Genomic DNA, 24,092 nt, shown 5'->3' on the forward strand with positions numbered 1-24,092 from the left:
ATTAATTTAAAGCTTAGTTTAAGTTTAAATATCCCTATAAACTTGCTTGTTATGCGTCCTCAATATCAACAATTAAGTCTGTGGTAATAGACTCGAGTGCCGTGATTACTTCGTCCTTGTTCATGCCTATTGGCAAAGCGACGGTGGCAACAGCACTAAAAATTGGCACGCCCCAGTTAGGTGCACTTTGTTGTTTTGAATTTAGGTGAGTGATATTCGCTCCTTTGTGACGAATAACGCTGGCTAGCTCTTGTACAATGCCTGGTCTGTCATTACCAGTAATCACGAAGTTAATTTCCTCAGACGGAACATCAGGCAAGGTATCAGTTCCACGTTCAATTCGAACTTCAAGATAAGGTAAGCTGTGAAGAGCATCTTGTAATTCTTGCAAATGCTCTTCAGGTACTGCGGCTTCGATAATTCCGGCAAAATGACCTGCAAGGTGGCTCAAATTACTTGTCAGCCAGTTACCATGATGGTTTAAAATTGTGGCAGAAATATCTTCAACTAGGCCGGGTTTGTCTGGCCCTAAAATAGTAATTACTAACTGCTTCATACTTAAATCTCTATAAAAAAGCCTCAGAAAAATGCAATAAAAGGGAGGAGGCGTTGGTTAAAAATGATTCTTATTGTTGAAAAAAATAAGTCTCATTGAGTATTGATGCTGTTTTAATGTTTGTCCAATTTTTTCACTGTAGTTATAAAAAATTAGTTATAACAATTTGTTAGCTTGATTGTGGTACTGTAATAAAAGTGCTCCACAATGACTTATTTTGGTCATTCTTTAACTTTAAAATACGTCCCTGAAATACTCGCTTTATTACACTGAATTATGACGTTTGTAACATTACTGTCATCTTGGTGAAATATAATTCGCGCAACGTTAAGTTTTAAGGGTGTTTTGATGACTTCCAATCCGAATAAACCTACCTTTCATACGGATAGAAGCCGTCTATTTAAAGACAGGTTTGCCAAGTGGGGTATTTCCGCGGGTGGCGTAATGGTGCTTGTAGCACTGCTACTCATATTCTTTTACCTTCTTTATGTTGTTCAACCTATTTTTGAATCAGCAAAAGTAGAAACACGTAATAGTGTAAAACTACAAAATGCGTCAGAAGTTGTTGGCCTTGGCATTGAAGAGCAAACAGAAGTTGCCTTTTTACTCGGTGAAAAAGGTAATGTGGACTTTTACAATGTTGAAAAAGAGCAATTTGGTAAAAAGATCACCACTCTTAATACAGAATTACCAAGCGATGTAAGCAGCTTTGCAAGCTCTGCACCGTTTCAGGGGCAATACGCATACGGCCTAGAGAATGGCTCTGTTGTTGTGGTTGCGCCAAAATTCTTAGTGACATTCCCGAACAACCAACGCCAATTAACACCACGTTTAGATTACCCGCTCGGTGATATGGCGCTTGAGGTTGACGATCAAGGTGCGGCAATCACTAAATTTGCATTTAGCCACTACGAAGATAAAACAGCTGTTGTTGCTTTAACCGCTGACAAGCGCGTTTTATTTAGCAGCTTTGTGGGTGAAGAAAACATGTTCACCGGCGAAGTTGAGTGGGTTGTTGAGCGCACAGAACTTGATATCGAAGGTCGTGTTGATGAGCTATTAATTTCACCTGATACAACACGTACATTCGTGCGTTCAGCGAATCAAATTTACGTATATGATACCCGTTACCCTTCTGAAGTTGAGCAAATCCAACTGCTTGCAGCTAACGAAGAAAACGCGAACCTAGTTTCAACTCAGCTATTAGCGGGTGCCAACTCACTGATGCTTGCTAACGATAATGGCGAAGTATCACAGTGGTTTGAAGTAAACACTGAAAATGGCCGTGAGTTCCAAAAGATTCGTGCATTTGAAACCAGCAAGCAATCGAAACTAAATATTTTTACTGAGTTCTATCGTCGTACCTTCTTCACAGCGGGTGCTAACGGTGAGCTTGGTATTTATTACACAACCAGTGATGCAAAACTATGGCAAGGTAAAGTAAGCGACGGTCCAATTCAAAACTTTGCTATTTCACCACGTTCAAATGCGGCACTGATTCTTGCTGATGACGCGTTAAAAGTGATTGAAATCCATAACGAGCACCCAGAAGTAACCTGGTCTGCATTATGGCAAGAAGTGTGGTACGAAGGCTATCCAGAGCCGGGTTATATTTGGCAATCAACCTCTGCAAGTGATGACTTTGAATCTAAGTTCTCGTTAGTGCCAATTTCATTCGGTACGATTAAAGCTGCAATGTACGCAATGTTATTTGCGGTACCCATTGCGCTTTCAGCGGCAATTTACACGGCGTACTTTATGTCGAGTGAATTACGTAAAGTGGTTAAGCCGACTGTAGAAATTATGGAAGCATTACCAACGGTAATCTTAGGTTTCTTAGCAGGTCTTTGGTTAGCACCATTAATTGAAGAACATTTACCAGCGATTGTCGGATTATTGGTGTTGCTGCCAATTGGTATCTTATTAACTGCATTCGGCTGGAACAAACTACCGGCGTCAATTCGTCACCGTATTCCTGAAGGTTCGCATTCAATTTTACTTATCCCAGTGGTTATCTTTATTGGCTGGTTATCGTTTGCGATGAGTAACTCAATTGAGCTTTGGATGTTTGACGGTAATGTGCGTCAGTACCTAACCAATGAATTAGGTATGACATTCGACCAACGTAACTCACTAGTTGTTGGTATTGCGATGGGCTTTGCTGTTATCCCAACTATCTTCTCAATTGCTGAAGATGCGGTATTCAGTGTTCCTAAGCACTTATCAAACGGTTCATTAGCACTTGGTGCAACGCAATGGCAAACATTGGTTCGCGTAGTACTACTAACAGCAAGCCCAGGTATCTTCTCAGCAGTAATGATGGGCCTAGGCCGTGCGGTAGGTGAAACAATGATTGTACTAATGGCAACAGGTAATACACCTATTATGGACTGGAGTATCTTCCAGGGTATGAGAACACTTGCAGCGAATATCGCGGTAGAAATGCCAGAGTCTGAGGTAGGTAGCTCGCATTATCGCATCCTATTCTTAGCAGCATTTGTATTATTCATATTCACATTCGTTTTCAACACAGTGGCTGAGTTTGTTCGTCAGCAACTGCGTGAAAAATACAGTTCAATGTAGGTGGAGAGACACGACATGGTAAAGCAGTGGTTTAAGTCTGGTTCTCCTTGGATTTGGATGACCGGCGGTGCGGTAAGCATCAGTTTAATCTCGGTTCTTGGCTTACTAGCCATGATTGCTTGGAAAGGTTTAAGCTTTTTCTGGCCATCAGAAGTAGTGCAATTTGAGCTGCAAGGTTCAGTTGCAAAACAAACAGTGATCGGTGAAATTTATGACCGTGAACTAGTTGCAAAATCACGTATTGAGGCGACGGGCGTTGATTTATCTCATTACGACAAAGAGCAGCTAGAGCGCTTATTAATCAAAACCGGTAACCGTGAGTATGTTGATCTCGATTTCCGCTGGGTACTAGAGACAGACATTACATCGCGTACTGCGCCAGCAGAGCTTGCAGTATTCGAACGTAGCAAAAACGGTAACTTTTACGGTTATGTTGAGCAGGTTATTAAAGACGGTGAAGTTATCACAGATAACAAAATCGATGTGCTTTATGATCTTGTAGAGCGTGCTGTTGACCTAAATGACCAAGCGTTAGACTTACAAAATGGTGATATTGGTCATATTAACTATGAACTTGAGCGTTTACGCTTAAAAGAAAAAGCATACCAGCTTGATAACGAACTAACCGATGAGCGTGTTGCTGAGCTTGCACAAACTCGTGCTGAGTTACGTGCTGAATACACAGTGTTAGAAAAGCAGTTATTTGCACTTCGTAAAGAAGCAAAGCGTGACCAAGTAACTGTGAGAGACATGCGCGGTGAAGTGGTTACTTTACCTCTGTATCAAGTTCTTGATGTGTGGTTCCCTAATGACATGGGCTTCTTTGCTAAGCTTGGTCATTACTTTGTACAACTTGGTAAGTTTGTAGCAGATGACCCACGTGAAGCAAACACTGAAGGTGGTGTATTCCCGGCAATTTTCGGTACCGTGTTCATGGTATTACTAATGGCAGTGATTGTGACGCCGTTTGGTGTTGTTGCAGCGATTTACTTACATGAATACGCAGCAAAAAATGCCGTAACTAAGATGATCCGTATCGCGGTAATCAACCTTGCAGGTGTACCTTCGATTGTATACGGTGTATTTGGTCTAGGTTTCTTTGTATACATGCTAGGTGGCAGTATTGACCAATTGTTCTACCCTGAGTCGTCGCCAAGCCCAGTATTTGGTACGCCAGGTGTGATTTGGTCTGCTTTAACGCTCGCAATTTTAACGCTGCCTGTTGTTATTGTTTCGACAGAAGAAGGTTTATCACGTATACCAAGTACGGTTCGTCATGGTTCATTAGCACTTGGCGCAACAAAAGCAGAAACGCTATGGCGCATCATCATTCCGATGGCAAGCCCTGCGATTATGACAGGTTTAATCTTAGCGGTTGCACGTGCAGCCGGTGAAGTAGCACCACTCATGCTTGTTGGTGTTGTTAAGATGGCACCAACACTGCCTCTTGACGGTAACTTCCCATACATACATTTAGATAGAAAATTTATGCACTTAGGTTTCCACATTTACGATGTTGGTTTCCAAAGCCCTAACGTAGAAGCGGCTCGTCCGCTGGTATATGCCACGGCATTCTTACTGGTATCAGTAATTATCGCCCTGAATATCACCGCGATTGGTATTCGTAACCACTTACGCGAAAAGTTTAGAGCTCTTGAGCATTAATACAGAATTTTTATAGGTAGACAGAGATGATTACAGTTGCACCACAAGTAAACCAAGCGAAAAGCGCGGCAAAGCTAGATTTAGATAACCTAACTGCAGAGCAAACAGCGTTAGAGATTAAAAACTTAGATCTATACTACGGTGATAAACAAGCGCTTAGCGGCGTAAATATGAACATCCCGAAAGGTCAGGTAACAGCATTTATCGGTCCATCGGGTTGTGGTAAATCAACACTTTTACGTTGTATCAACCGTATGAACGACCTTGTTGATAGTTGTCGTATTGATGGTGAGATCTTACTACATGGTCACAATATCTATGATAAGAATGTAGATGTTGCTGCACTACGAAGAAATGTCGGGATGGTATTCCAACGTCCTAATCCATTTCCAAAATCAATCTACGAAAATGTCGTTTATGGCCTACGCTTACAAGGTATTAAAGAAAAGCGTAAACTAGACGAAGTGGTTGAACAATCTTTACGTGGCGCGGCGTTATGGGATGAAGTTAAAGACCGTTTACACGATAGTGCATTTGGCCTATCGGGTGGTCAGCAACAGCGTCTTGTAATTGCTCGCTCAATTGCTATCGAGCCTGAAGTACTACTTCTGGATGAGCCTACATCGGCACTAGATCCAATTTCTACTTTAGTTATCGAAGAGCTAATTAACGACTTAAAGAATAAGTTTACCGTGGTAATCGTTACTCACAACATGCAACAGGCTGCTCGTGTATCAGACCAAACTGCGTTTATGTACATGGGTGAGTTGATTGAGTATTCAGATACCAATACGTTATTTACAACACCAAGCAAGAAGAAGACAGAAGACTACATTACAGGCCGTTACGGTTAGTTAATAAAGTTACTTGGTACCGTAAACGAAATTTATAGAGGTAGACAATGGAACATAATATCAATAAACACATTTCGGGCCGCTTTAATGAAGAGCTTGAAAATGTGCGTAACCATGTATTAAACATGGGTGGTTTAGTTGAACAACAACTAAACAGTGCACTGGATGCTGTTAGCAATGGTGATGCAGATCTTGCACAGAAAGTTCGTGAAAACGACTATAAAGTAAATGCAATGGAAGTGAATATTGACGAAGAATGTACACGCATTATTGCTCGTCGTCAGCCGGCAGCGAGTGACTTACGTCTTGTCATTGCCATTGCAAAAACAATTGCCGATTTAGAGCGTATTGGTGATGAAGCTGAGCGTATTGCTAAAGTTGCGCTAGACTCATTCACTAAAGATCAGCAAGACTTACTGGTAAACATTGAAAACATGGGGCGTCTAGTATCAAAAATGCTTCATGATGTACTTGATGCATTTGCACGTATGGATGTGCAATGTGCGTTTGAAGTACATAAAGAAGACGCTAAAGTTGATCGTGAATATGAAGCAATTACTCGTCAAATCATGACATATATGATGGAAGATCCACGCTCAATCCCGAAAATTATGGATTTAGTGTGGTCAGTACGTTCATTAGAGCGTATTGGCGACCGTTGCCAGAATATTGCTGAATACATCATCTATTTTGTTAACGGTAAAGATATTCGTCATACATCTCAAGCAGATATAGAAAAGTCGCTGTAATTAAGCCGCTACTTTTCATTATTAAATCGAGCGGCCCTAGGGCCGCTTTGTGTTTTATTGCTGATGTAAGGCAGAAAAAGCGTTCACAATCGAACACAATGCTGTAAAATTCGCAGCTGCCAAAGCATACTAATTTATAAAGGGTCAGTTATGCCTACAAATGCATTTTTAGGGGTTTTTGCTAAATCACCTATTAAGCCTATGGAAGATCACATTAAGAAAGTACATCAAGCAAGTAAAGCATTGATCCCTTTCTTTAATCACGTGTTTAAAGAAGAATGGCAAGAAGCGGAAGAAATCCGTTTAAACATTCGTAATTTAGAGCGTGAAGCTGATGAAATGAAACGTAACATCCGCCTTCAACTACCTCGTGGCTTATTTATGCCAGTTGAGCGTACCGATTTGCTAGAGCTTGTTACTCAACAAGACAAAATTGCTAACAAAGCAAAAGATATCGCAGGTCGTGTAGTTGGTCGTGAGATGATCATACCTACCGAAATCCAAACAGATTTCCTTGCTTATGTAACTCGTTGTGTTGATGCGACTAAACAAGCGTCAAAAGCAATCAATGAGCTAGATGAGCTGCTTGAAACGGGCTTCAAAGGTCGCGAAGTGACTTTAGTTGAAAAAATGCTCGTTGAATTGGACGCTATTGAACAAGACACGGATGACATGCAGATCAAAATTCGCCGTCAATTGCGCGCCATCGAAAATGAACTTAACCCAGTCGACGTGATGTTCTTATACAAGATCATTGAGTGGGTGGGCGAGCTTGCAGATATTGCAGAGCGCGTAGGTTCTCGTCTTGAGCTGATGTTAGCTCGTTAATTAAAAATCAGTTCAAACACGAAAAAAATTAAAGGTTCACACAATGGATATCATTGCAAATTACGGCACGTTATTGGTTTTAACTGCCGCCGCAGTCGGTTTCTTTATGGCTTATGGTATTGGTGCAAATGACGTTGCCAATGCAATGGGTACATCAGTAGGCTCAAAAGCACTTACAATTAAACAAGCAATCATCATCGCGATGGTGTTTGAATTCGCTGGCGCATACCTTGCCGGTGGTGAGGTTACATCTACAATCCGTAAAGGGATTATCGATGCCACGCCATTTATGGACATACCTGAGTTAATGATACTCGGTATGATTGCCGCATTATTCGCTGCAGGTAGCTGGTTATTAATTGCCTCTTTCTTAGGCTGGCCAGTATCTACGACTCACTCAATCATTGGTGCCATCATTGGTTTCGCATTGGTTGCAGTAGGTAGTGAAGCAATCCAATGGAACAAGGTAATGGGTATCGTAGGTAGCTGGATTGTTACCCCTGCTATCTCTGGTTTTATTGCTTATTTGATTTTCATGAGTGCGCAAAAGCTAATTTTTGACACTGATGCACCACTTAAAAATGCTAAGCGTTACGTGCCTATCTATATGGGTCTAGCGGGCTTCATCATGTCACTTGTAACAATCAAGAAAGGCTTGAAGCATATCGGTATTAACTTAGGTGCTGTTGAAGGTTATGCGCTTTCTATCGCGATTGCTGTTGTAGTTGCTATCATCGGTAAGATTGCGATTGCTCGCCTTAAAATCGATCCTAAAGCTGATAAGAAAATGCAGTTCAACAACGTTGAGAAAGTGTTCGCAGTACTTATGGTACTAACAGCATGTTGTATGGCATTCGCACACGGTTCAAACGACGTTGCTAACGCGATTGGTCCATTAGCTGCTGTTGTAAACATTGTTGAGCACAACGGTGAAATCGCTAAGAAAGCGGCTATCGCATGGTGGATTTTACCACTAGGTGGTTTAGGTATTGTTGCTGGTCTTGCTATCTTAGGTAAGAAGGTAATTAAGACCATCGGTGAAGGCATCACGCACTTAACACCAAGCCGTGGTTTTGCTGCTGAACTTGCTGCTGCTTCAACAGTTGTTATCGCATCAGGTACTGGTTTACCTATTTCTACTACGCAAACACTTGTAGGTGCGGTACTAGGTGTTGGTATGGCACGCGGTATTGCGGCTCTTAACATGGGTGTTGTAAGAAACATTGTAGTTTCTTGGGTAATTACATTGCCAGTTGGCGCAGCCCTTGCTATTGTTATTTTCTATGTACTGAGAACTGCCTTCGGGGTATAAAAAGTACTAAAAGACTTTTAGCTTGAAAAGATCTCAATGCCTTAGGTATTGGGGTCTTTTTATTTGCAGGTAGAGAATGAATAACTTACCAAGTATTAAACAACTACAGTATTTATTAGCAGTCCACCAACACCAACACTTTGGCCGCGCAGCAAGCGCCTGTTTTATTGGTCAATCAACCTTAAGTAGTGCAATTCAAAACTTAGAAGAAACCTTAGGTTGCCAACTTATAGAGCGTGAAAACCGCAGCTTAATGTTTACCGCAATTGGTGAAGAGGTCGTCGAAAAAGCACGTAAGATTATTGACGACACCCTTAGCCTTAAAGAGCTGACAAAGAGTTTTTTAACGCCTTTGAGTGGCACTCTCACGCTTGGTGTGATCCCGACGATTGCCAGCTTTATTGCTGCACCTTTATATCATTTCTGCAAACAGACCTTTACCGAGTTAGAGCTAGTGCTAGTTGAAGACACCAGTGACAAACTGCTCGACAAACTTGAACATGGGCAAATTGATATGGCATTGCTGGCTTTACCGTATGACACTGAAAAGTTTCATACACAAGTACTTGCTAAAGATCACTTCAGCCTAGTGCATCATAAAGATTATACTCCAGCAGATGGTGTGGAAGATTTTAATCTTTTACCGGATGCGAGTGTGTTCTTACTAGAACGTGAGCACTGCATGACTGGCCATGCACTAAGTGCTTGCCACTTGAATCGCTCAAGTTGTATTAACCCATTTGAAGCGGCAAGCTTACATACGCTATTAAGTATGGTTGAACACCAGCTTGGTGTTACTTTTTTACCACAAATGGCTATCAATGCAGGCATTTTAGATAAAAAAGAGATGGTCGCAACACCATCGCAAAATGATGCATACCGAGATATTGGTATCGTGTGGCGTAAAACCACGGGCCGGATCAGAGACTTTAGGCTATTTAGCCAGCAGCTAGAGCTGTTTCTCAATAAGCAATGTAGCTTAGACGGTCAATGAACAAAAAACCCCAAATAAAAAATATTTGGGGTTTTTTATTATTTAAGCAAACTATTTTTTTCCTTCCCTCGACTAACATAATAACAAAACCATTAAAGGCAGATCAGATGACGAGGCTAGTTTGTTTTTTCAATCACTTGAAACACTAATTACTAAAGCGCAACAGGGTAATAAACGGGCGTGGTTGAAATTAGTCAAGCAGCACGAAACACAGGTATATAACTATTGCCTAAGGATGTTAAGTCACCCTGATGATGCAATGGATTTAATGCAAGAAGTGTTTATTTCTGTTTATAAAAGCTTACCGAGCTTTCGTGGTGAATCGAGTTTCAATACTTGGCTCTATCAAATTGTGCATAGGCGTAGTGTTGAATATTACCGCCGCCGTAAGCTGCATCAAGGTTTAGACGATATACCAGAAGAAACCTGCGAGCATAGTGAGTTAGAAACCAATCAACTGCAATCTGAGCAGCATCATGAACTCAAAGTAATGATGAACAATTTACCCTGGGAGCAACGCTTGGTGGTGGAGTTAAAGTTTTTTCAGCACTGTACATTTGAAGAAATCGCTGAGCAATTAGGTATTTCGACCAATACAGCTAAATCAAGACTATACAGTGCTCTAGGCAAGTTAAAAGTGCATTTGGAGGCCGTAGATGGCTAATTTAGATTCATTATTTACCGCATGGTTAGAAGGCGAAAGCCTCACTGAAGAGCAAATTGCGTTGCTACAAGCCAATGCTGAGTATGCATCAATGATGAACAATGCAATGCAGTGGCAACAACAAAGTCAACAGTATGAAACGGTACCCGTACCAAATTGGGATAGAGAGTCTACGATGCCCAAAGTACAAAAACAAAGTCTGTTTTTTGGTGCTGGGGTGTGGGCAGTGGCTGCGTCAATAGTATTTTGCGCGTGGGTTTTTGTTAGTAATCCACAGCAAGGAAACCAGCAGTTACTAGAGCAAGTGGCCAAGCAAACCAATTTATTAGAGTCACAACAAAAGCAAATTGATCAGTTACAAAATATCATTACTGCGCAAAACGAAGTGCAGCAACAGCAGATGTACCAACTGGCCAAAGAAGCGATTAGAACCGGGCGAGTAGAGCGCCAAGAAGATATTGCCAGCGTGCTGGCTTATATCAAAACACAGCGTGCCCAAGACCAAGCGTACTTACGTATGCAGTTAAATGATTTAGCAGAGCAAGTGGAAGGCGGACCATTGCCAACCGTTGCCAACAATTTGGAGTATTAAGATGTCAAAATACAAATCAACTACGGCTGCATTATTGCTTTTCGCAGCAGTAAGTGTGCAAGCACAAGCAAATGATGAATTGGATAAAATTCAGCGTGAAGTCGGGATTATGGAAAAGATTCTCTCAGCGGCGTTAAAACAAGATACTGATAACAAGGTAAGGAATGTCTCTTCGAGTTATTTGCAGCATCAAGGCGTGGTGTTTAGTTTTGATGTACGAGGCAGTTCACGCTGGTCTACAGTGTTTGCCTCTGTGCCCGATGCGCCGTTGCCACCAATGCCTGATATTGATTTTGAAGAACTCACTGAAATAGAAGTACTAGGCGAGCATGTGCAAGTGATCAGCGATGCGGTGGTAGTGAAAACGCAAGAAGCCTACCAACAAGCTATGGAAGTGATGCGCGAAAGTGCAGAACGAGTGCGTGAAGTTGCCGAGCAAGAGCGCGATGTGAGCCGTGAAATCCGTGATCTTGAACGTGAAAAGCGCGACCTTGAATTTGATCGTCGCCACGATAAAGATGCCAAAGAGCAAGAGCTCGAAAAACGTAAACAAGCATTACAAGCATCGATTAAAGAGCTTGAAAAGCAACAGCTAAAGTTATCACAAAAGCAGCAGCAAATGCGCAAAGAGTTAGCTGAGAAAAAACAAGCCCGCGTAAAAGAGCAAAAGCAACAGCTAGCAGCCCTAGCACAGCAAGTAGATAAAAGCTTATCTCTGACTCTATGTGATTATGGTAGCGGTTTAAGAAGCCTGCCTAACGATGAACATGTGAGCTTTATCATCCGTGGTGTTAGCGAAGGTAAAACTGAACAAGTAAAAGTGTTTAAAAAGTCAGACATTAAAAAGTGTGTGGTTGGCGATATAAAAGCCGCGCAATTACTCGAAAAAGCATCAAGTTATAGTTTTTAAATTCTCCCAACTAAAAAAGCAGCCTAAAGTGGCTGCTTTTCATTCATTGAAAATGGTTTTAAGTCGGGTAAAAACAACAAGTAAACCCACACGACTAAGTTAAAGTAAGGTACTAAACCTAACCCTGTAAAGGTTTTTACCGGATACCCTTTTAAGCTCGCATTACGGTAACATTGATACGCTATCCCTAGATTTACAATCAGCAACAAAACGATTAGTTGTGTCATCACTTTTCTCCATTATACCGCCAATACATGGACTTAACGATGTTAAGTTATGCTTAGTATGTTTAATATAATAAGTAATGTCATGTTTATTATGGATAATCACCATAAAAACACGACATTTAACCTTGCTGTGGATTTAAGTATAGATGAGTATTGTCAGTATGGAAGCAAAATTTCTTAGAAAAAATGTTTAAAAATGTATCAAGCTTTGCTCTAAATAGGCTAGATAATTGTTAGTTAAACAGATTATTTTCAGATATTTTTTTAAGTTCAGCCGTTATTTTTTCAACAGGCATCGGGCGAGCAATGAAGTAACCTTGCCCATAATCTACGCCGATATCTTTTAGCGCTAAAAATATCTCTTGATTTTCAACATATTCAGCAACAGAGCGTTTATCAAGGGAACGGCTAATATCATTAATTGCTTTTACCAGCGCTAAATCGATTGGGTCGTTCAGCATGTCGCGAACAAATGAACCATCAATTTTTACATGTTGAGCCGGTAATTGTTTAAGGTAGTTGAAGGTACTAAAGCCTGTACCAAAGTCATCAATTGAGAAGTGACACCCTAAGCCGTTCAAACGCTCGATCATGGCACGGGTTGCAACGAGGTTATTAATACTCGCAGACTCTGTGATCTCAAAAATGATACGTGTTGGTTCAACAGCATATTCTTTTAAGCTCGACTCTATATGAGGCAGTAAGCGTTCATCTAAAAACGACTGTGCTGATAAGTTAATTGCTATTTGATTGAGCTCCGGGTACTCGGCAACACTCTTAATTGCATTACGAATAACACATTGATCCATTAAAAATGTATCGTTTAGAAGTTCAAGAGCTGGGATAAATTGATTTGGGTAAACAATTTCATCGTTTAATTTTAAGCGTAATAGCGCTTCAAAATAGGCAACATGGCCGCGCTTAAAGTCCCAAATAGGCTGATAGTGAAGCTCGATAGCATCGTGCTGTAATGCCTGACGAATACTGTGCCCCCACTCTAAACCCGCTTGTAAGCTATTGTGGCTGGAGTCTTCTTTAGAGTAGCAATGAACGAGGTTACGTCCTAAGCTTTTTGCTACATAAAGAGCGATATCAGCTTGTTTTAAGCATTCACTTGGATCGTTATTTTGCTCAGTGATTTGTGTTAAACCAATTGAACAGCTAATTGAGTACTCTTGGCCTTCTGAATGAAAACGGTGTTTTTCAATCGCCATGCAAATGCTTTCTGCAACCAAGTGTGCATCGAGTAGGTTCGTATTTTTTAAGATCACGGCGAATTCATCACCACCGATGCGGCACACTAAGTGCTCATCACTGATATTCGCCGTAAATAACTGAGCAACTTCTTTTAGAACGATGTCGCCTTGTTGGTGACCTTTACTGTCGTTGATGATTTTAAAGTGATCTAAGTCGATATAAATCAGCGCATGCTCGGTATCGTTACTGGTGTACTTGGCCTTACAAATACGTTGTAATTGTTGGTCAAAGTAATAACGGTTATGCAGCTCTGTGAGCGTATCGTGCAAGGCTAAATGACGAAGTTGTAGCTCTGCCTGTTTACGCTCATGAATGTTATCGATAGTGGCGGTAATAGTCGCTGAGTTTTGGCTATTTTTTATTAGTTGTAAGCGACATTCAACCCAAATGGCATTACCATTTTTATGTTTTAGCTGGATCTCGACCTGTTGCTGTTGCTCACCACCAAGCAAAATACGCTGAATGGTATCTTGTAGCTTTGTTTTGCACTCCGGTAAGCAAAAGTCTGTTAGTGACTTTGCTAAACTAGATTTAATGCCATAGCCCGTTAAATGCTCCCAAGCTGGGTTAATAAAGCGAATATTACCCTCTTGGTTAAACTCAAGTACCACCGTATTTAGGTGTAATAAAATACGTTGGTGGGCAGAAAACAGCTCTTTATAACGGCTTTGACTTTGGCTTAGTTGTTCTACTTTTTGTGCAAACTCTGCGTAGCTCACCATGAAATCTTCACGACGAGCAGCGTGGTCACACACTTTGCTTAATAAAGAGTGATCGTAAGGGGCGCGAATAAAATCAGTAACGCCAGAAAGTAACAACTGCTCCGCGTAATCTGCATCATTGTTATCAATGATGGTTACAATCGCTTGTTTTGGGTTGTGTTGTAATATTTCGCTAATTAACCCAGCTGCGGTATCAGAATGAGACTCGGTGGCGTCAATCAATACAATGGCAAATTTTTGTTGTAAAAAAGTAGCTAGCGTCGCTTTTGTAGACGTGGTGTGAGTAATAGCAAAACTGAGTTTAAGCTGCTCGCTAATATCTTTTGCTTTGCGACTATCGGTTTCAAGTAGCAATAAATTAAGGCGACTACTTTTCTCAAGATGGGTTGATAACACGTTGGCTAACATTTGCGGCAGCATATCTTGGCGTTCAAATGGCAATACGGCATCAATGCCATAGCTGCGAGCCGTGGTTTCGGCTATACGTTCACAATAAATTGGTGGAGTAAGTAAAATAGGTGTGTTTTTTGGTGTTTTTAATAACCCTGAACGGATCATGCGCGAAAAACGCCAACCATCAATCTTACCAACCTCAAGACCGGTAATGATAATATCCACTGGATGGCTTTTAAGAATTTTTAGCGCATCTTGAGAGTCACTGGCTTCGATAAACGTGAAGACATTAAGTTTGTTTAATGTGGTCTTAATTGTTTCACGCTCAGCAACGCTTGCGTTTAAAATTAGCAGTTTCAACTGCTTTGCCATGGCGCTACTACCTCTTACCTAACCCATGTTTATTGAATAGGCTAGAATAATGACATTTTGCCTAATCTACAAGCAAACTTTACCTAAAAGCGGTTAATAAGCACTTAAGTGTGTAAACCTGTAAACGGCCATTCACTTGGTCTAGGGCTTTGCTTGAGGTAGTAGGCGTATCAGAGTAAACTTGACGCGTTTTTATTAATGAGAGATATGCTCTATGCGCGTAGCTGATTTTAGCTTTGACCTTCCTGATGAATTAATTGCTCGTTTTCCGAAAGCAGATCGAACTAGCAGTCGTTTACTGACGCTTGATGGCCCATCAGGGCAAGTTGAGCATAAAGTATTTAGTGATATTTTATCGCTCGTTAATGAAAATGACTTATTAGTTTTTAATAACACCAAAGTGATCCCTGCTCGCATGTTTGGGCAAAAAGAATCAGGCGGTAAGCTTGAGGTGTTAGTAGAGCGTGTACTTGACGAACACCGTGTGCTTGCGCATGTACGAGCTAGTAAATCGCCAAAACCAGGCTCAAAAATCATTCTAGAAGGTAAAGCAGAAGCAACCATGGTTGCGCGTCATGGCGAGCTTTTTGAGCTTGAATTTGCCAAAGACGAAAATGTACTCGATATCCTAAACGACATCGGTCATATGCCATTACCACCTTATATTGACCGCCCTGATAATGAGTCAGATCGTGAGCGTTATCAAACTGTTTATGGTGAAAAGCCAGGTGCCGTAGCCGCGCCAACAGCTGGCCTGCATTTTGATGATAAATTAATGGCAGCCTTAAAAGACAAGGGCATTAACATGGCCTTTGTGACCTTGCACGTGGGCGCTGGTACATTCCAGCCTGTACGCGTTGACTCAGTTGATGAGCATGTTATGCACTCAGAGTACATCGAAGTACCAGATGAAGTGGTTAAAGCGGTAGCCGAAACGAAAGCAAAAGGTGGTCGTGTAATCGCTGTAGGGACTACATCAGTCCGCTCATTAGAGTCAGCAGCTAAAGTGCACGGCGGCAAACTAGATACTTACTTTGGCGATACCGATATCTTTATTTATCCGGGTTATCAGTTCAATGTGGTTGATGCCATGGTGACAAACTTCCATTTACCTGAATCAACGTTAATCATGTTAGTAAGTGCCTTTGCAGGCCAAGAGAACATAATGGGTGCTTACCATACGGCTATTGAGCAGAAGTATCGCTTCTTTAGTTATGGTGATGCGATGTTCTTAACGCGCAAATAACGTTAAAAAGCCCAGTTTTTGAACTGGGCTTTTTATTTTCGAATTTAGCTCAATTAATAGTAATAAACCTGCAAACAGGGTAGAATCGAGCGGTTAAATTATAGCTTGTTGGACTGTTTTTCCGACACTGAGGATAATATGAAATTTGAATTAGACCGCACTGACGGTAAAGCGCGCCGCGGCCGCTTGATTTTTGAACGTGGTGTTGTAGAAACGCCAGCATTTATGCCGGTAGGTACTTACGGTACTGTAAAAGGTATGACGCCTGACGAAGTGAAAGATACTGGTGCACAAATTTGCCTAGGTAACACTTTCCACTTAATGCTGCGTCCTGGTACAGAAATCATTAAGCAGCACGGTGACTTACACGACTTTATGAATTGGGATCGTCCAATCCTAACTGATTCAGGCGGTTTCCAAGTATTCAGCTTAGGCGCAATGCGTAAAATCACAGAAGAAGGCGTGATGTTCAGCTCACCCGTTAATGGTGAAAAAATCATGCTTTCGCCAGAAAAAGCGATGCAAGTTCAGCGTGATCTAGGCTCTGACATCGTGATGATCTTTGACGAATGTACGCCATACCCTGCGACTGAAAAAGAAGCGAAAGATTCTATGGAGTTGTCACTTCGTTGGGCTAAACGCTCAAAAGAAGGTCATGGTGATAACCCAGCTGCGCTGTTTGGTATTATCCAAGGTGGTATGTACCCTGAGCTTCGTGCACAATCGCAAAAAGGCCTAGAAGAAATCGGCTTTGATGGTTATGCATTAGGTGGTTTATCGGTCGGTGAGCCGAAAAACGAGATGATCAACATTCTTGACCACTGTGCTTACAAAATGCCTGAAGACAAGCCTCGTTACTTAATGGGCGTTGGTAAACCAGAAGACTTAGTTGAAGCGGTTCGCCGTGGTATCGATATGTTTGACTGTGTAATGCCTACGCGTAACGCACGTAACGGTCATTTATTCGTAACTGGCGGCATTGTGAAAATTCGTAATGCAGTACATAAAACAGACACCGGTCCATTGGATCCTGAGTGTGATTGTCATACGTGTAAAAACTATTCACGTGCATACTTGCATCATCTTGATAAATGTAATGAAATCTTAGGCGCGCGTCTAAACACGATTCACAACTTACGTTATTATCAACGCGTGATGGAAGGCTTACGTAATGCCATCAGTAATGGCAAACTAGACGAATTTGTTGCAGATTTTTATGCACGCCGCGGCCAAGAAGTGCCAGAGCTTGCAGATACATCAGATTAAATTTTTAGAAAAATTAAAGAGGAAGTGAAATGAGTTTATTCATCTCAAACGCCCACGCAAGTGCGGCAGGTGCAGCACCAGCAGGTGGTGGCATGGAAATGCTAATCATGTTGGGTATTTTCGGTCTGGTATTTTATTTCTTAATCTACCGTCCACAAGCTAAGCGTGTAAAAGAGCATAAAGCCCTAATGAGCGCAATGGCGAAAGGCGACGAAGTACTAACGCAAGGTGGTTTAGTAGGTAAGATTGCTAAAATCGCTGATGACAAAGACTTCATCGTGATTTCATTAAACGACCAAGCAGAAGTAACAGTACAAAAATCAGCTGTTTCTGCAGTATTGCCAAAAGGCACTATGAAGTCGCTATAACAATAAAAATAAGGACTCACACGTGTTAAACAAGTTTCCATTATGGAAGTATTTACTTGTTCTTGTAGTGTTAGTCGTTGGTATTTTATATGCCTCTCCTAACTTGTATGGCCGAGACCCAGCCATACAAGTATCGGGCACTAAAGGTACTGATGCTGACCTCAGCGTACTCGATAAAGTAAATGCGACTCTCAAAGAACATAACGTTACTGTTAAATCAAGCAAACTTGAAGATGGACAAATCCTCGTTCGTTTTAAGAATGTTGAAGACCAACTAAAAGTGCAAGATCTACTGCGTGATTCCCTTAGTGAAGATTATATCTCTGCAATCAATATGGCACCTGCTCAACCAGAGTGGTTAAAGTCACTGGGTGGTAACCCAATGAAACTAGGCCTAGATTTAAGCGGTGGTGTTCACTTTACTATGGAAATCGACATGGCGACGGCGGTTGATACTCAGCTTGAGCAAATGGAACAAGATTTCAAAAGTGACTTACGTGAAGAAAAACTACGTTATCGCACTATTCGCCGTGTAGCGAACAGCGAGCGATTACGTGTTGAAATGCGTAACGAAGAAGATAAAGACGCAGCAGAACGTTTCTTATCAACACGTTACCCATTAAACGTTTACGTTGATGATAGCAGCAGCGACAATGCTTTTTACGTGAGCATGAGCGAGCAAAAGCTAAAAGAAATTCGTGACTACGCTATCAAACAAAATGAAACAATTATCCGTAACCGTATTAACCAAATCGGTGTTGCAGAGCCTAACGTACAGCGCCAAGGTGCTGAGCGTATCATCGTGCAACTTCCGGGTGTACAAGATACAGCGCGTGCTAAAGAGATTCTAGGTGCAACAGCAACTCTAGAGTTCCGTGAAGTTGACGAAAACGCAGATGCAAGTGCAGCGCTTCAAGGCCGTTTACCGCCTGGTACAGAAATGATCATGGCGCGTGAAGGTTACCCAGTGGTTCTTAAGCAGCGCATCATTCTTGAAGGTAGCCACATCACTGGCGCGCAATCAGGTATGGATGAGTATCAACGTCCACAAGTTAGTATTACGCTAGATAGCAAAGGTGGCGCAAAAATGAATGCGTTCACTAAGCGTGCTATCGGTAAACGCATGGCTACAGTATTTATCGAATACAAGCCATCAGGTAAAACAGATGAAAACGGTAAAGCACTTCCGCCAATTAAAGTTGAAGAAGTGATTAACGTGGCGACCATTCAAGCGCGTCTTGACCGTTCATTCCGTATTACAGGCATCGATAACCCAGCTGAAGCACACAACCTTAGCCTATTACTTCGTGCTGGTGCACTGGTTGCGCCAATTCAAATCGTTGAAGAGCGCACGGTAGGTCCAAGCCTAGGTCAAGAGAACATCGAAGCGGGTATGACTGCCGTTGTGCTTGGTTTCGTGTTTGTACTGGTATTTATGCTTATTTACTACAAAGGTTTCGGCATGGTGGCGAATATCGCTCTGGGTGCCAACCTAGTATTAATTGTTGGTGTGATGTCGCTTATTCCGGGTGCTGCGTTAACGTTACCGGGTATTGCAGGTATCGTATTAACCGTCGGTATGGCGGTTGATGCCAATGTACTTATCTTCGAACGCATTCGTGAAGAACTTGCTGATGGCCGTAGTCCACAACAAGCCGTTCATTTTGGTTACGACAGCGCGTTTAGCACCATTTTAGATGCTAACATCACAACGCTTATCGCAGCAGTGATTCTATTTGCAGTGGGTACAGGTCCTATTGCTGGTTTCGCAGTAACGCTAGCGATTGGTATTATCACCTCTATGTTTACAGCCATTGTTGGTACCCGTGCGGTAATCAACTTGTTCATTGGCGGTAAGCGTATTGATAAGTTGTCGATTTAGGAGTCAGCATGCAAATTTTAAAACTCGGTGGTAAAACACTCCCGTTTATGAAGTTAAGAAAGTTTGCCATGACATTATCAACTTTGTTGATTTTGGCTTCTTTCGTGTCGTTTTTTACTAAAGGCTTAAATTTTGGTCTCGACTTCACTGGCGGTACCGCTGTTGAGGTAGGCTTTACACAAGCACCTGATCTTAAAGAAGTACGTGATGCAATCACTGAAAGTGGCTTTGAAGATTTCTCAGTGCAACTGTTTGGCTCAAGTAAAGAAATTCTAGTGCGTCTTGCTCCGCAAGGTGCTGGCGTAAAAGCAGAAGTAATTGGCAACCAAATCATTACGGCATTACAAAAAGTTGAGTCGACAGTAGAAATGCGTCGTATCGAATTTGTTGGCCCAAGTGTTGGTGAAGATCTAAAAGAGCAGGGTGGCCTTGCCATGTTAACTGCGCTTATCTGTATCTTGATCTACGTGGCGTTTCGTTTTGAATGGCGTTTTGCGGTAGGTGCTGTATCAGCACTATTACACGACGTTATCATCACACTAGGCTTATTCTCAGTACTAGGCCTAGAGTTTGACTTAACGATTCTTGCGGCGATTTTGGCGGTAATAGGTTACTCACTCAACGATACCATCGTTGTATCTGACCGTATCCGTGAAAACTTCCGTAAAGTGCGCATTGATGACACGATTGAAATTATCGATATTTCATTAACGCAAACGTTAAACCGTACCCTAGTAACATCAATCACCACTATCCTAGTATTGATTGCGTTATTTGGCTGGGGTGGTCAAACGATCCACGGTTTCGCAACCGCATTACTATTTGGTGTGTTCATCGGTACTTATTCATCTGTTTATGTTGCTTCAGCTGTAGCAATTGCAATGGGTGTAAGTAAAGAAGACTTAATTCCTGAAGTAATTGAAAAAGAAGGCGCGGATCTCGATCCTATGCCTTAATCAGTGATACAAAAAGAAACCGCCCTAGGGCGGTTTTTTTTATTTTTAAACTTACTCTGCCTGATACTACTTGGCCTTATAACTACTTAACACCGCCTCCATAATCTGCTCAATTGCCACTCCCGCATAGAGTTGGCTGATGTAATATTTATATTCATTACAAAATGACTCGTTCTCAATAATTGAGCCGAAAATGCTCGGTTGCTCAAGAAAAGCAAGTGGTGAAATGCGTGATGCATGAGCAGCCTGCTGTAATGTTTCAGCCATATCATCGATAACCTCTAAAGGCTGACCTTGTTGAGACGAATGCGTGTCGCTGTATAAGCACCAAGCTGCAATTACTAAATTAGCAATCGCACCATTCCCACCAATTTTAAGGTTCTCTACTATCGTAGGTACTAAAAAGGTGGAGACTTTACTTGCGCTTTGAGAGCAAATTCGTGCAAGGCTATCCTTGATGTTAGGGTTTGCAAATCGAGTTATCAGTGTTCGCTTATAATCACTTAGATCAATACCAGGCACGTCATCTAAAATCGGTGTTACTTCGTTATCCATGAAGTTGCTTACCACTGTAGCAAATAAGGGATCTGAAATTGTTTGCTCTATGGTTTGATAGCCACGCAAAGATCCGAGTATTCCCATAACAGTATGGCTTGCATTTAATAAGCGAATTTTCATGGTTTCATAAGGCGTTACATCATTGACTATTTGCGCACCTACTTTCTCCCAAGCTGGGCGTTGTTGACAAAATTTATCCTCGATGACCCATTGGTGAAAAGGCTCACACGTGACAGGCCATGAATCAATCACTCCCAGCTGTTCTGCTAGAGCCATATCTTTATCTGTGGTTGCAGGCGTAATACGGTCGACCATTGCATTAGGGAAGCTAACTTGATTTGCGACCCAATCAGCAAGCTCTGAGTCATATGAACTAATGTAAGTAACTAACATTTTTCGTATGACATCACCGTTGTGTTGAACATTATCACAAGACTGAACTGTAAACGGTTTTTGACCACTCTTTCTGCGGCGATCTAAAGCAGCAGCAAGGTAGCCAAAAATCAGCTTTGGCTTGTTTGGGTTTGCTAAGTCATGTTGTATATCGGGGTTTGAAAAATCGAACTCGCCGGTTGATGGATCATAGTTATAACCCCCTTCGGTTATTGTTAATGAAACAATCTGGGTTTCCTCAGCGGCCATTTTATTTATAACAGCTTCTGGATCATCTGGCGCTAAGAGAAAATCGGTTAAACAGCCAATTATTTGCGTATCAGTTTTGCCATTTGGGTGCTTTACCAATAGTGAGTACAGATAATCTTGTGCTTCTAAAGATTGCTTAATAGCCCGATCAGCCTCGCGTAAGCCTATACCGCAAATGCCCCAACTTAGATCGCCAGTATGGTTGATGTAGTTATCAGTATAGAAAGCTTGATGAGAGCGGTGAAACCCGCCCACACCAACATGGACAATCCCAGCTTTTAGTGATTGTCGGTTATAACGCGGCACTGATATAGATGTAGGAAAAGAGCTCAGTGTTGAGTTATTTAAAGAAAGTGCGCTCATGTTTTGCCCCCGAGCAGTTAAACGGCTGAAAATTGTTTTTTACGCTGCATAGCCCAATACGCACTCGCGAAGTAAATGATGGTACAAGCGAATCCACTATTGAAAAATAACGTTCTATTGTGTTCATAGGAAGCAACATCTGGTGAGTTGAACATGGCATTTGCTGCTAGCACCACAGTAACACCTAGACTTAACCAAGCAACCGCAGTGAGTACTTTGGTTAACAGGCGCTGATCAAGAATAAATCCTGGCTCATTGGCTGCTTGTTCGGCGTGAAATCTTTCTACTTTTTTATCAAAATTAGCTAGCTCTGCTTCTTCTTCAGGATACTTCTGCGCAGCGCCATTGCGTTTTGCTAATAAAATATATACGACAATACTGAATACCCAAGTTGGTAAGAAAAGGTAGTAGAATGGGATTATATTGATCGCGTTTAGTGTAAATCCGAACACTAGGCCAAGTGCCCACGCAATAACAGCCGCAGAGCTATGCTCAAGCTTTTTGTAGGTGACCCAATAACGAGTTAGACCTATCTTTGGAAATAAAAAATGTTCAGCAAAAACGATAGCGCCAACAGGTACGACTAAAAGTCCTGCGTATGTAAGAAGTGGCAGTAGCTTAGTAAATACAAATGGAAAGCAAGCAATTAAAACAGTAACAATGCCCACTAAAAATGTCGTTCTGGTACGCGAAAGGTTACTAAATATAGCTTGTGCAGCAAGACCAGCTCGGTATAAGTTTGCATTTGCTGTAGTCCAACCTGCAACAATAACAATAACTAACCCAGATAACCCAAGTGCATGGAACGCAACATCGCCAGGATCTAGCTCAGTAATCGACTTTTTCACCAAAACTGCTGTACCCGCACCCATAATGCCTGCAGAGATCCAAGCGATATAGTGACCAAATAACATACCGGCTGATGTGCATAAGCCATAGCTTTTTTTCTTCGCGTAACGCAGCAGAGCCATGTCTATTAAACCAAAGTGAGTGATGGTGTTTGCTGCCCAAGAGAAACCAATGACTTCTAATAGTCCTATGCCTGGCTCACCATTGGCATCTAACCCAGTCCATACAGAGACACTGCCAATGTGCATGAAGTCTCCCCAACTCGAGACAGAGGTTTCACCAATGACCGAATTGGCAAGTTCAGGCATGAGTACTAATGGACCGCTGATGAACATAACAAATAACCACGGAGCACAAATACCTGAGAATTGCGATACAGCGTTAAAACCATACATAGCAACCAATACAACGATAATGCCTACGGCAAGAACGACCATGACAAACCATGCGTTTGTTGGATACCAATTTAATTGCGCGGGAATATCAAGTGCAAAGCGAACAGCCGTTGCAGAAACGGTGATCATAGCAGCAGAAATAACCGTAAAGATTATGACGTTCGCCCAGTTATATAACCGGGTCATTGAGTTTCCTGCTATTTTTTGAAGGTAAGTATATAGACTCAGGCGTGTTTCAACAGCAATTGGGGTGGTGATTAGTGTCCAGCTTAGCACGGCGAGAATATTACCAATTAGCAAGCCAAGCAGAATATCCGTCATGGTTGCGCCAAGTGCGACAAAGGTTGCGCCAAATACAAATTCAGTAGCAGCAACATGCTCTCCTGCGTATAAACCTAAAAAATGTCTCCATCCTTTGAGCTTATGTTTTGCAATAGGTAATTGCTCTTCTTCTATATGGTTTAGGTCTTTATGATTAGTATTCATAAGTAACGATCCCAGTACTTTTTAGGCATGCTGATTTGTAAGCAAATAGCTTAACTGCATCTTTATTTGTGTGTTCATTGTTTAACACTAAACTTTTTATTAGATAAATAGAAAATTTCAAAAATCAACACGCCCATGATTGTTGTCATTGAGTATTTACATAAAGTAAATCTTCCTGTTTGGGCAAATGGGTTGCACGCGAGCATAATCCTATTTTGGTTGCTGTTTGTCAATGTTAATGAATCAGTCTATTTAATCGGCTGATTGTCATTAATAAGTCGAAGTAATTGCTCTTGTTCTGAAATTAAAACTTCATTAAATCAATCTTGGTAAAGTTGTTATTTTTTAATTGGTTATAGGGTGTGGTTAATTTTTACTGAAATGGTGTTCGCATGAAAGAGGA

General features: G+C 41.6%; 20 protein-coding genes. 15 read left to right on the forward strand and 5 right to left on the reverse strand.

Annotation, left to right across the window (positions count from 1 at the left end; all coding sequences use genetic code 11):
* Positions 1–49: 49 nt before the first annotated feature.
* On the reverse strand, positions 50–556 hold the full coding sequence (locus CWC02_RS05185) for a glycine cleavage system transcriptional repressor (protein ID WP_138616853.1): 507 nt from the start codon (positions 554–556) through the stop codon (positions 50–52).
* Between the two features lie 348 nt (positions 557–904).
* Between CWC02_RS05185 and CWC02_RS05190 the strand changes: the two genes are divergently transcribed.
* The 10 genes from CWC02_RS05190 to CWC02_RS05235 all read left to right on the forward strand — a co-directional run bounded on the left by CWC02_RS05190 (position 905) and on the right by CWC02_RS05235 (position 11,707).
* Positions 905–3,139 carry an ABC transporter permease subunit gene (locus tag CWC02_RS05190; protein ID WP_138600186.1) on the forward strand — a complete coding sequence of 745 codons (2,235 nt, stop codon included), beginning with the start codon at positions 905–907 and terminating at the stop codon, positions 3,137–3,139.
* A 15-nt stretch (positions 3,140–3,154) separates the two neighbouring features.
* Positions 3,155–4,804: a phosphate ABC transporter permease PstA gene (gene pstA / locus CWC02_RS05195; RefSeq protein ID WP_054552474.1), complete on the forward strand. Its 1,650-nt coding sequence runs from the start codon at positions 3,155–3,157 to the stop codon at positions 4,802–4,804.
* A gap of 26 nt (positions 4,805–4,830) precedes the next feature.
* Complete coding sequence (gene pstB, locus CWC02_RS05200) at positions 4,831–5,658, forward strand: phosphate ABC transporter ATP-binding protein PstB (protein WP_054552475.1); 828 nt, start codon at positions 4,831–4,833, stop codon at positions 5,656–5,658.
* Between the two features lie 47 nt (positions 5,659–5,705).
* The gene (gene phoU / locus CWC02_RS05205) at positions 5,706–6,407 is read left to right on the forward strand and encodes a phosphate signaling complex protein PhoU (protein WP_138616855.1); all 702 of its coding nucleotides are present in this window, start codon (positions 5,706–5,708) and stop codon (positions 6,405–6,407) included.
* A 150-nt stretch (positions 6,408–6,557) separates the two neighbouring features.
* Entirely contained in the window at positions 6,558–7,235 is a 678-nt protein-coding gene (locus CWC02_RS05210) for a TIGR00153 family protein (protein WP_054552477.1), read from the forward strand.
* Between the two features lie 43 nt (positions 7,236–7,278).
* The gene (locus CWC02_RS05215) at positions 7,279–8,547 is read left to right on the forward strand and encodes an inorganic phosphate transporter (protein ID WP_054552478.1); all 1,269 of its coding nucleotides are present in this window, start codon (positions 7,279–7,281) and stop codon (positions 8,545–8,547) included.
* Positions 8,548–8,623: 76 nt separating this feature from the next.
* Entirely contained in the window at positions 8,624–9,541 is a 918-nt protein-coding gene (locus CWC02_RS05220) for a hydrogen peroxide-inducible genes activator (protein WP_054552479.1), read from the forward strand.
* A gap of 121 nt (positions 9,542–9,662) precedes the next feature.
* Positions 9,663–10,205, forward strand: coding sequence for an RNA polymerase sigma factor (locus CWC02_RS05225; protein ID WP_138616857.1), 543 nt, complete (start codon positions 9,663–9,665; stop codon positions 10,203–10,205).
* Complete coding sequence (locus CWC02_RS05230; RefSeq protein ID WP_138616859.1) at positions 10,198–10,797, forward strand: PilN family protein; 600 nt, start codon at positions 10,198–10,200, stop codon at positions 10,795–10,797. The genes CWC02_RS05225 and CWC02_RS05230 overlap by 8 nt, the downstream gene beginning before the upstream one ends.
* Position 10,798: 1 nt before the next feature.
* Positions 10,799–11,707 (forward strand): hypothetical protein, encoded by a 909-nt coding sequence (locus tag CWC02_RS05235; RefSeq protein WP_138616862.1) that lies wholly within the window; start codon positions 10,799–10,801, stop codon positions 11,705–11,707.
* Between the two features lie 23 nt (positions 11,708–11,730).
* Here the strand turns inward: CWC02_RS05235 and CWC02_RS05240 are convergent, their stop codons facing one another.
* Together CWC02_RS05240 and CWC02_RS05245 are read right to left on the reverse strand one after the other, a co-directional pair.
* On the reverse strand, positions 11,731–11,934 hold the full coding sequence (locus CWC02_RS05240) for a hypothetical protein (protein ID WP_054552483.1): 204 nt from the start codon (positions 11,932–11,934) through the stop codon (positions 11,731–11,733).
* A 233-nt stretch (positions 11,935–12,167) separates the two neighbouring features.
* On the reverse strand, positions 12,168–14,678 hold the full coding sequence (locus CWC02_RS05245) for a two-component system response regulator (RefSeq protein ID WP_054552484.1): 2,511 nt from the start codon (positions 14,676–14,678) through the stop codon (positions 12,168–12,170).
* Between the two features lie 214 nt (positions 14,679–14,892).
* Between CWC02_RS05245 and queA the strand changes: the two genes are divergently transcribed.
* From queA to secF, 5 genes are all read left to right on the forward strand, one after another.
* Positions 14,893–15,924, forward strand: a complete 1,032-nt coding sequence (gene queA / locus CWC02_RS05250) for a tRNA preQ1(34) S-adenosylmethionine ribosyltransferase-isomerase QueA (protein ID WP_054552485.1) — start codon at positions 14,893–14,895, stop codon at positions 15,922–15,924.
* Between the two features lie 138 nt (positions 15,925–16,062).
* The gene (gene tgt / locus CWC02_RS05255) at positions 16,063–17,190 is read left to right on the forward strand and encodes a tRNA guanosine(34) transglycosylase Tgt (protein ID WP_058583935.1); all 1,128 of its coding nucleotides are present in this window, start codon (positions 16,063–16,065) and stop codon (positions 17,188–17,190) included.
* Positions 17,191–17,219: 29 nt separating this feature from the next.
* Positions 17,220–17,558 (forward strand): preprotein translocase subunit YajC, encoded by a 339-nt coding sequence (gene yajC, locus CWC02_RS05260; protein ID WP_036973302.1) that lies wholly within the window; start codon positions 17,220–17,222, stop codon positions 17,556–17,558.
* A gap of 22 nt (positions 17,559–17,580) precedes the next feature.
* Positions 17,581–19,440, forward strand: coding sequence for a protein translocase subunit SecD (gene secD / locus CWC02_RS05265; RefSeq protein WP_138616864.1), 1,860 nt, complete (start codon positions 17,581–17,583; stop codon positions 19,438–19,440).
* 8 nt (positions 19,441–19,448) lie between these two features.
* Complete coding sequence (gene secF, locus CWC02_RS05270; protein WP_054552488.1) at positions 19,449–20,396, forward strand: protein translocase subunit SecF; 948 nt, start codon at positions 19,449–19,451, stop codon at positions 20,394–20,396.
* A 66-nt stretch (positions 20,397–20,462) separates the two neighbouring features.
* Here the strand turns inward: secF and CWC02_RS05275 are convergent, their stop codons facing one another.
* Both CWC02_RS05275 and CWC02_RS05280 read right to left on the reverse strand, forming a co-directional pair.
* Entirely contained in the window at positions 20,463–21,959 is a 1,497-nt protein-coding gene (locus tag CWC02_RS05275) for a mannitol dehydrogenase family protein (protein ID WP_138616866.1), read from the reverse strand.
* A 17-nt stretch (positions 21,960–21,976) separates the two neighbouring features.
* Positions 21,977–23,689, reverse strand: coding sequence for a purine-cytosine permease family protein (locus tag CWC02_RS05280; protein ID WP_138616868.1), 1,713 nt, complete (start codon positions 23,687–23,689; stop codon positions 21,977–21,979).
* Between the last annotated feature and the right edge of the window lie 403 nt (positions 23,690–24,092).

Origin of the sequence: Pseudoalteromonas sp. S2721, from assembly GCF_005887425.1 — a bacterium.
Taxonomy (GTDB): domain Bacteria; phylum Pseudomonadota; class Gammaproteobacteria; order Enterobacterales; family Alteromonadaceae; genus Pseudoalteromonas; species Pseudoalteromonas simplex.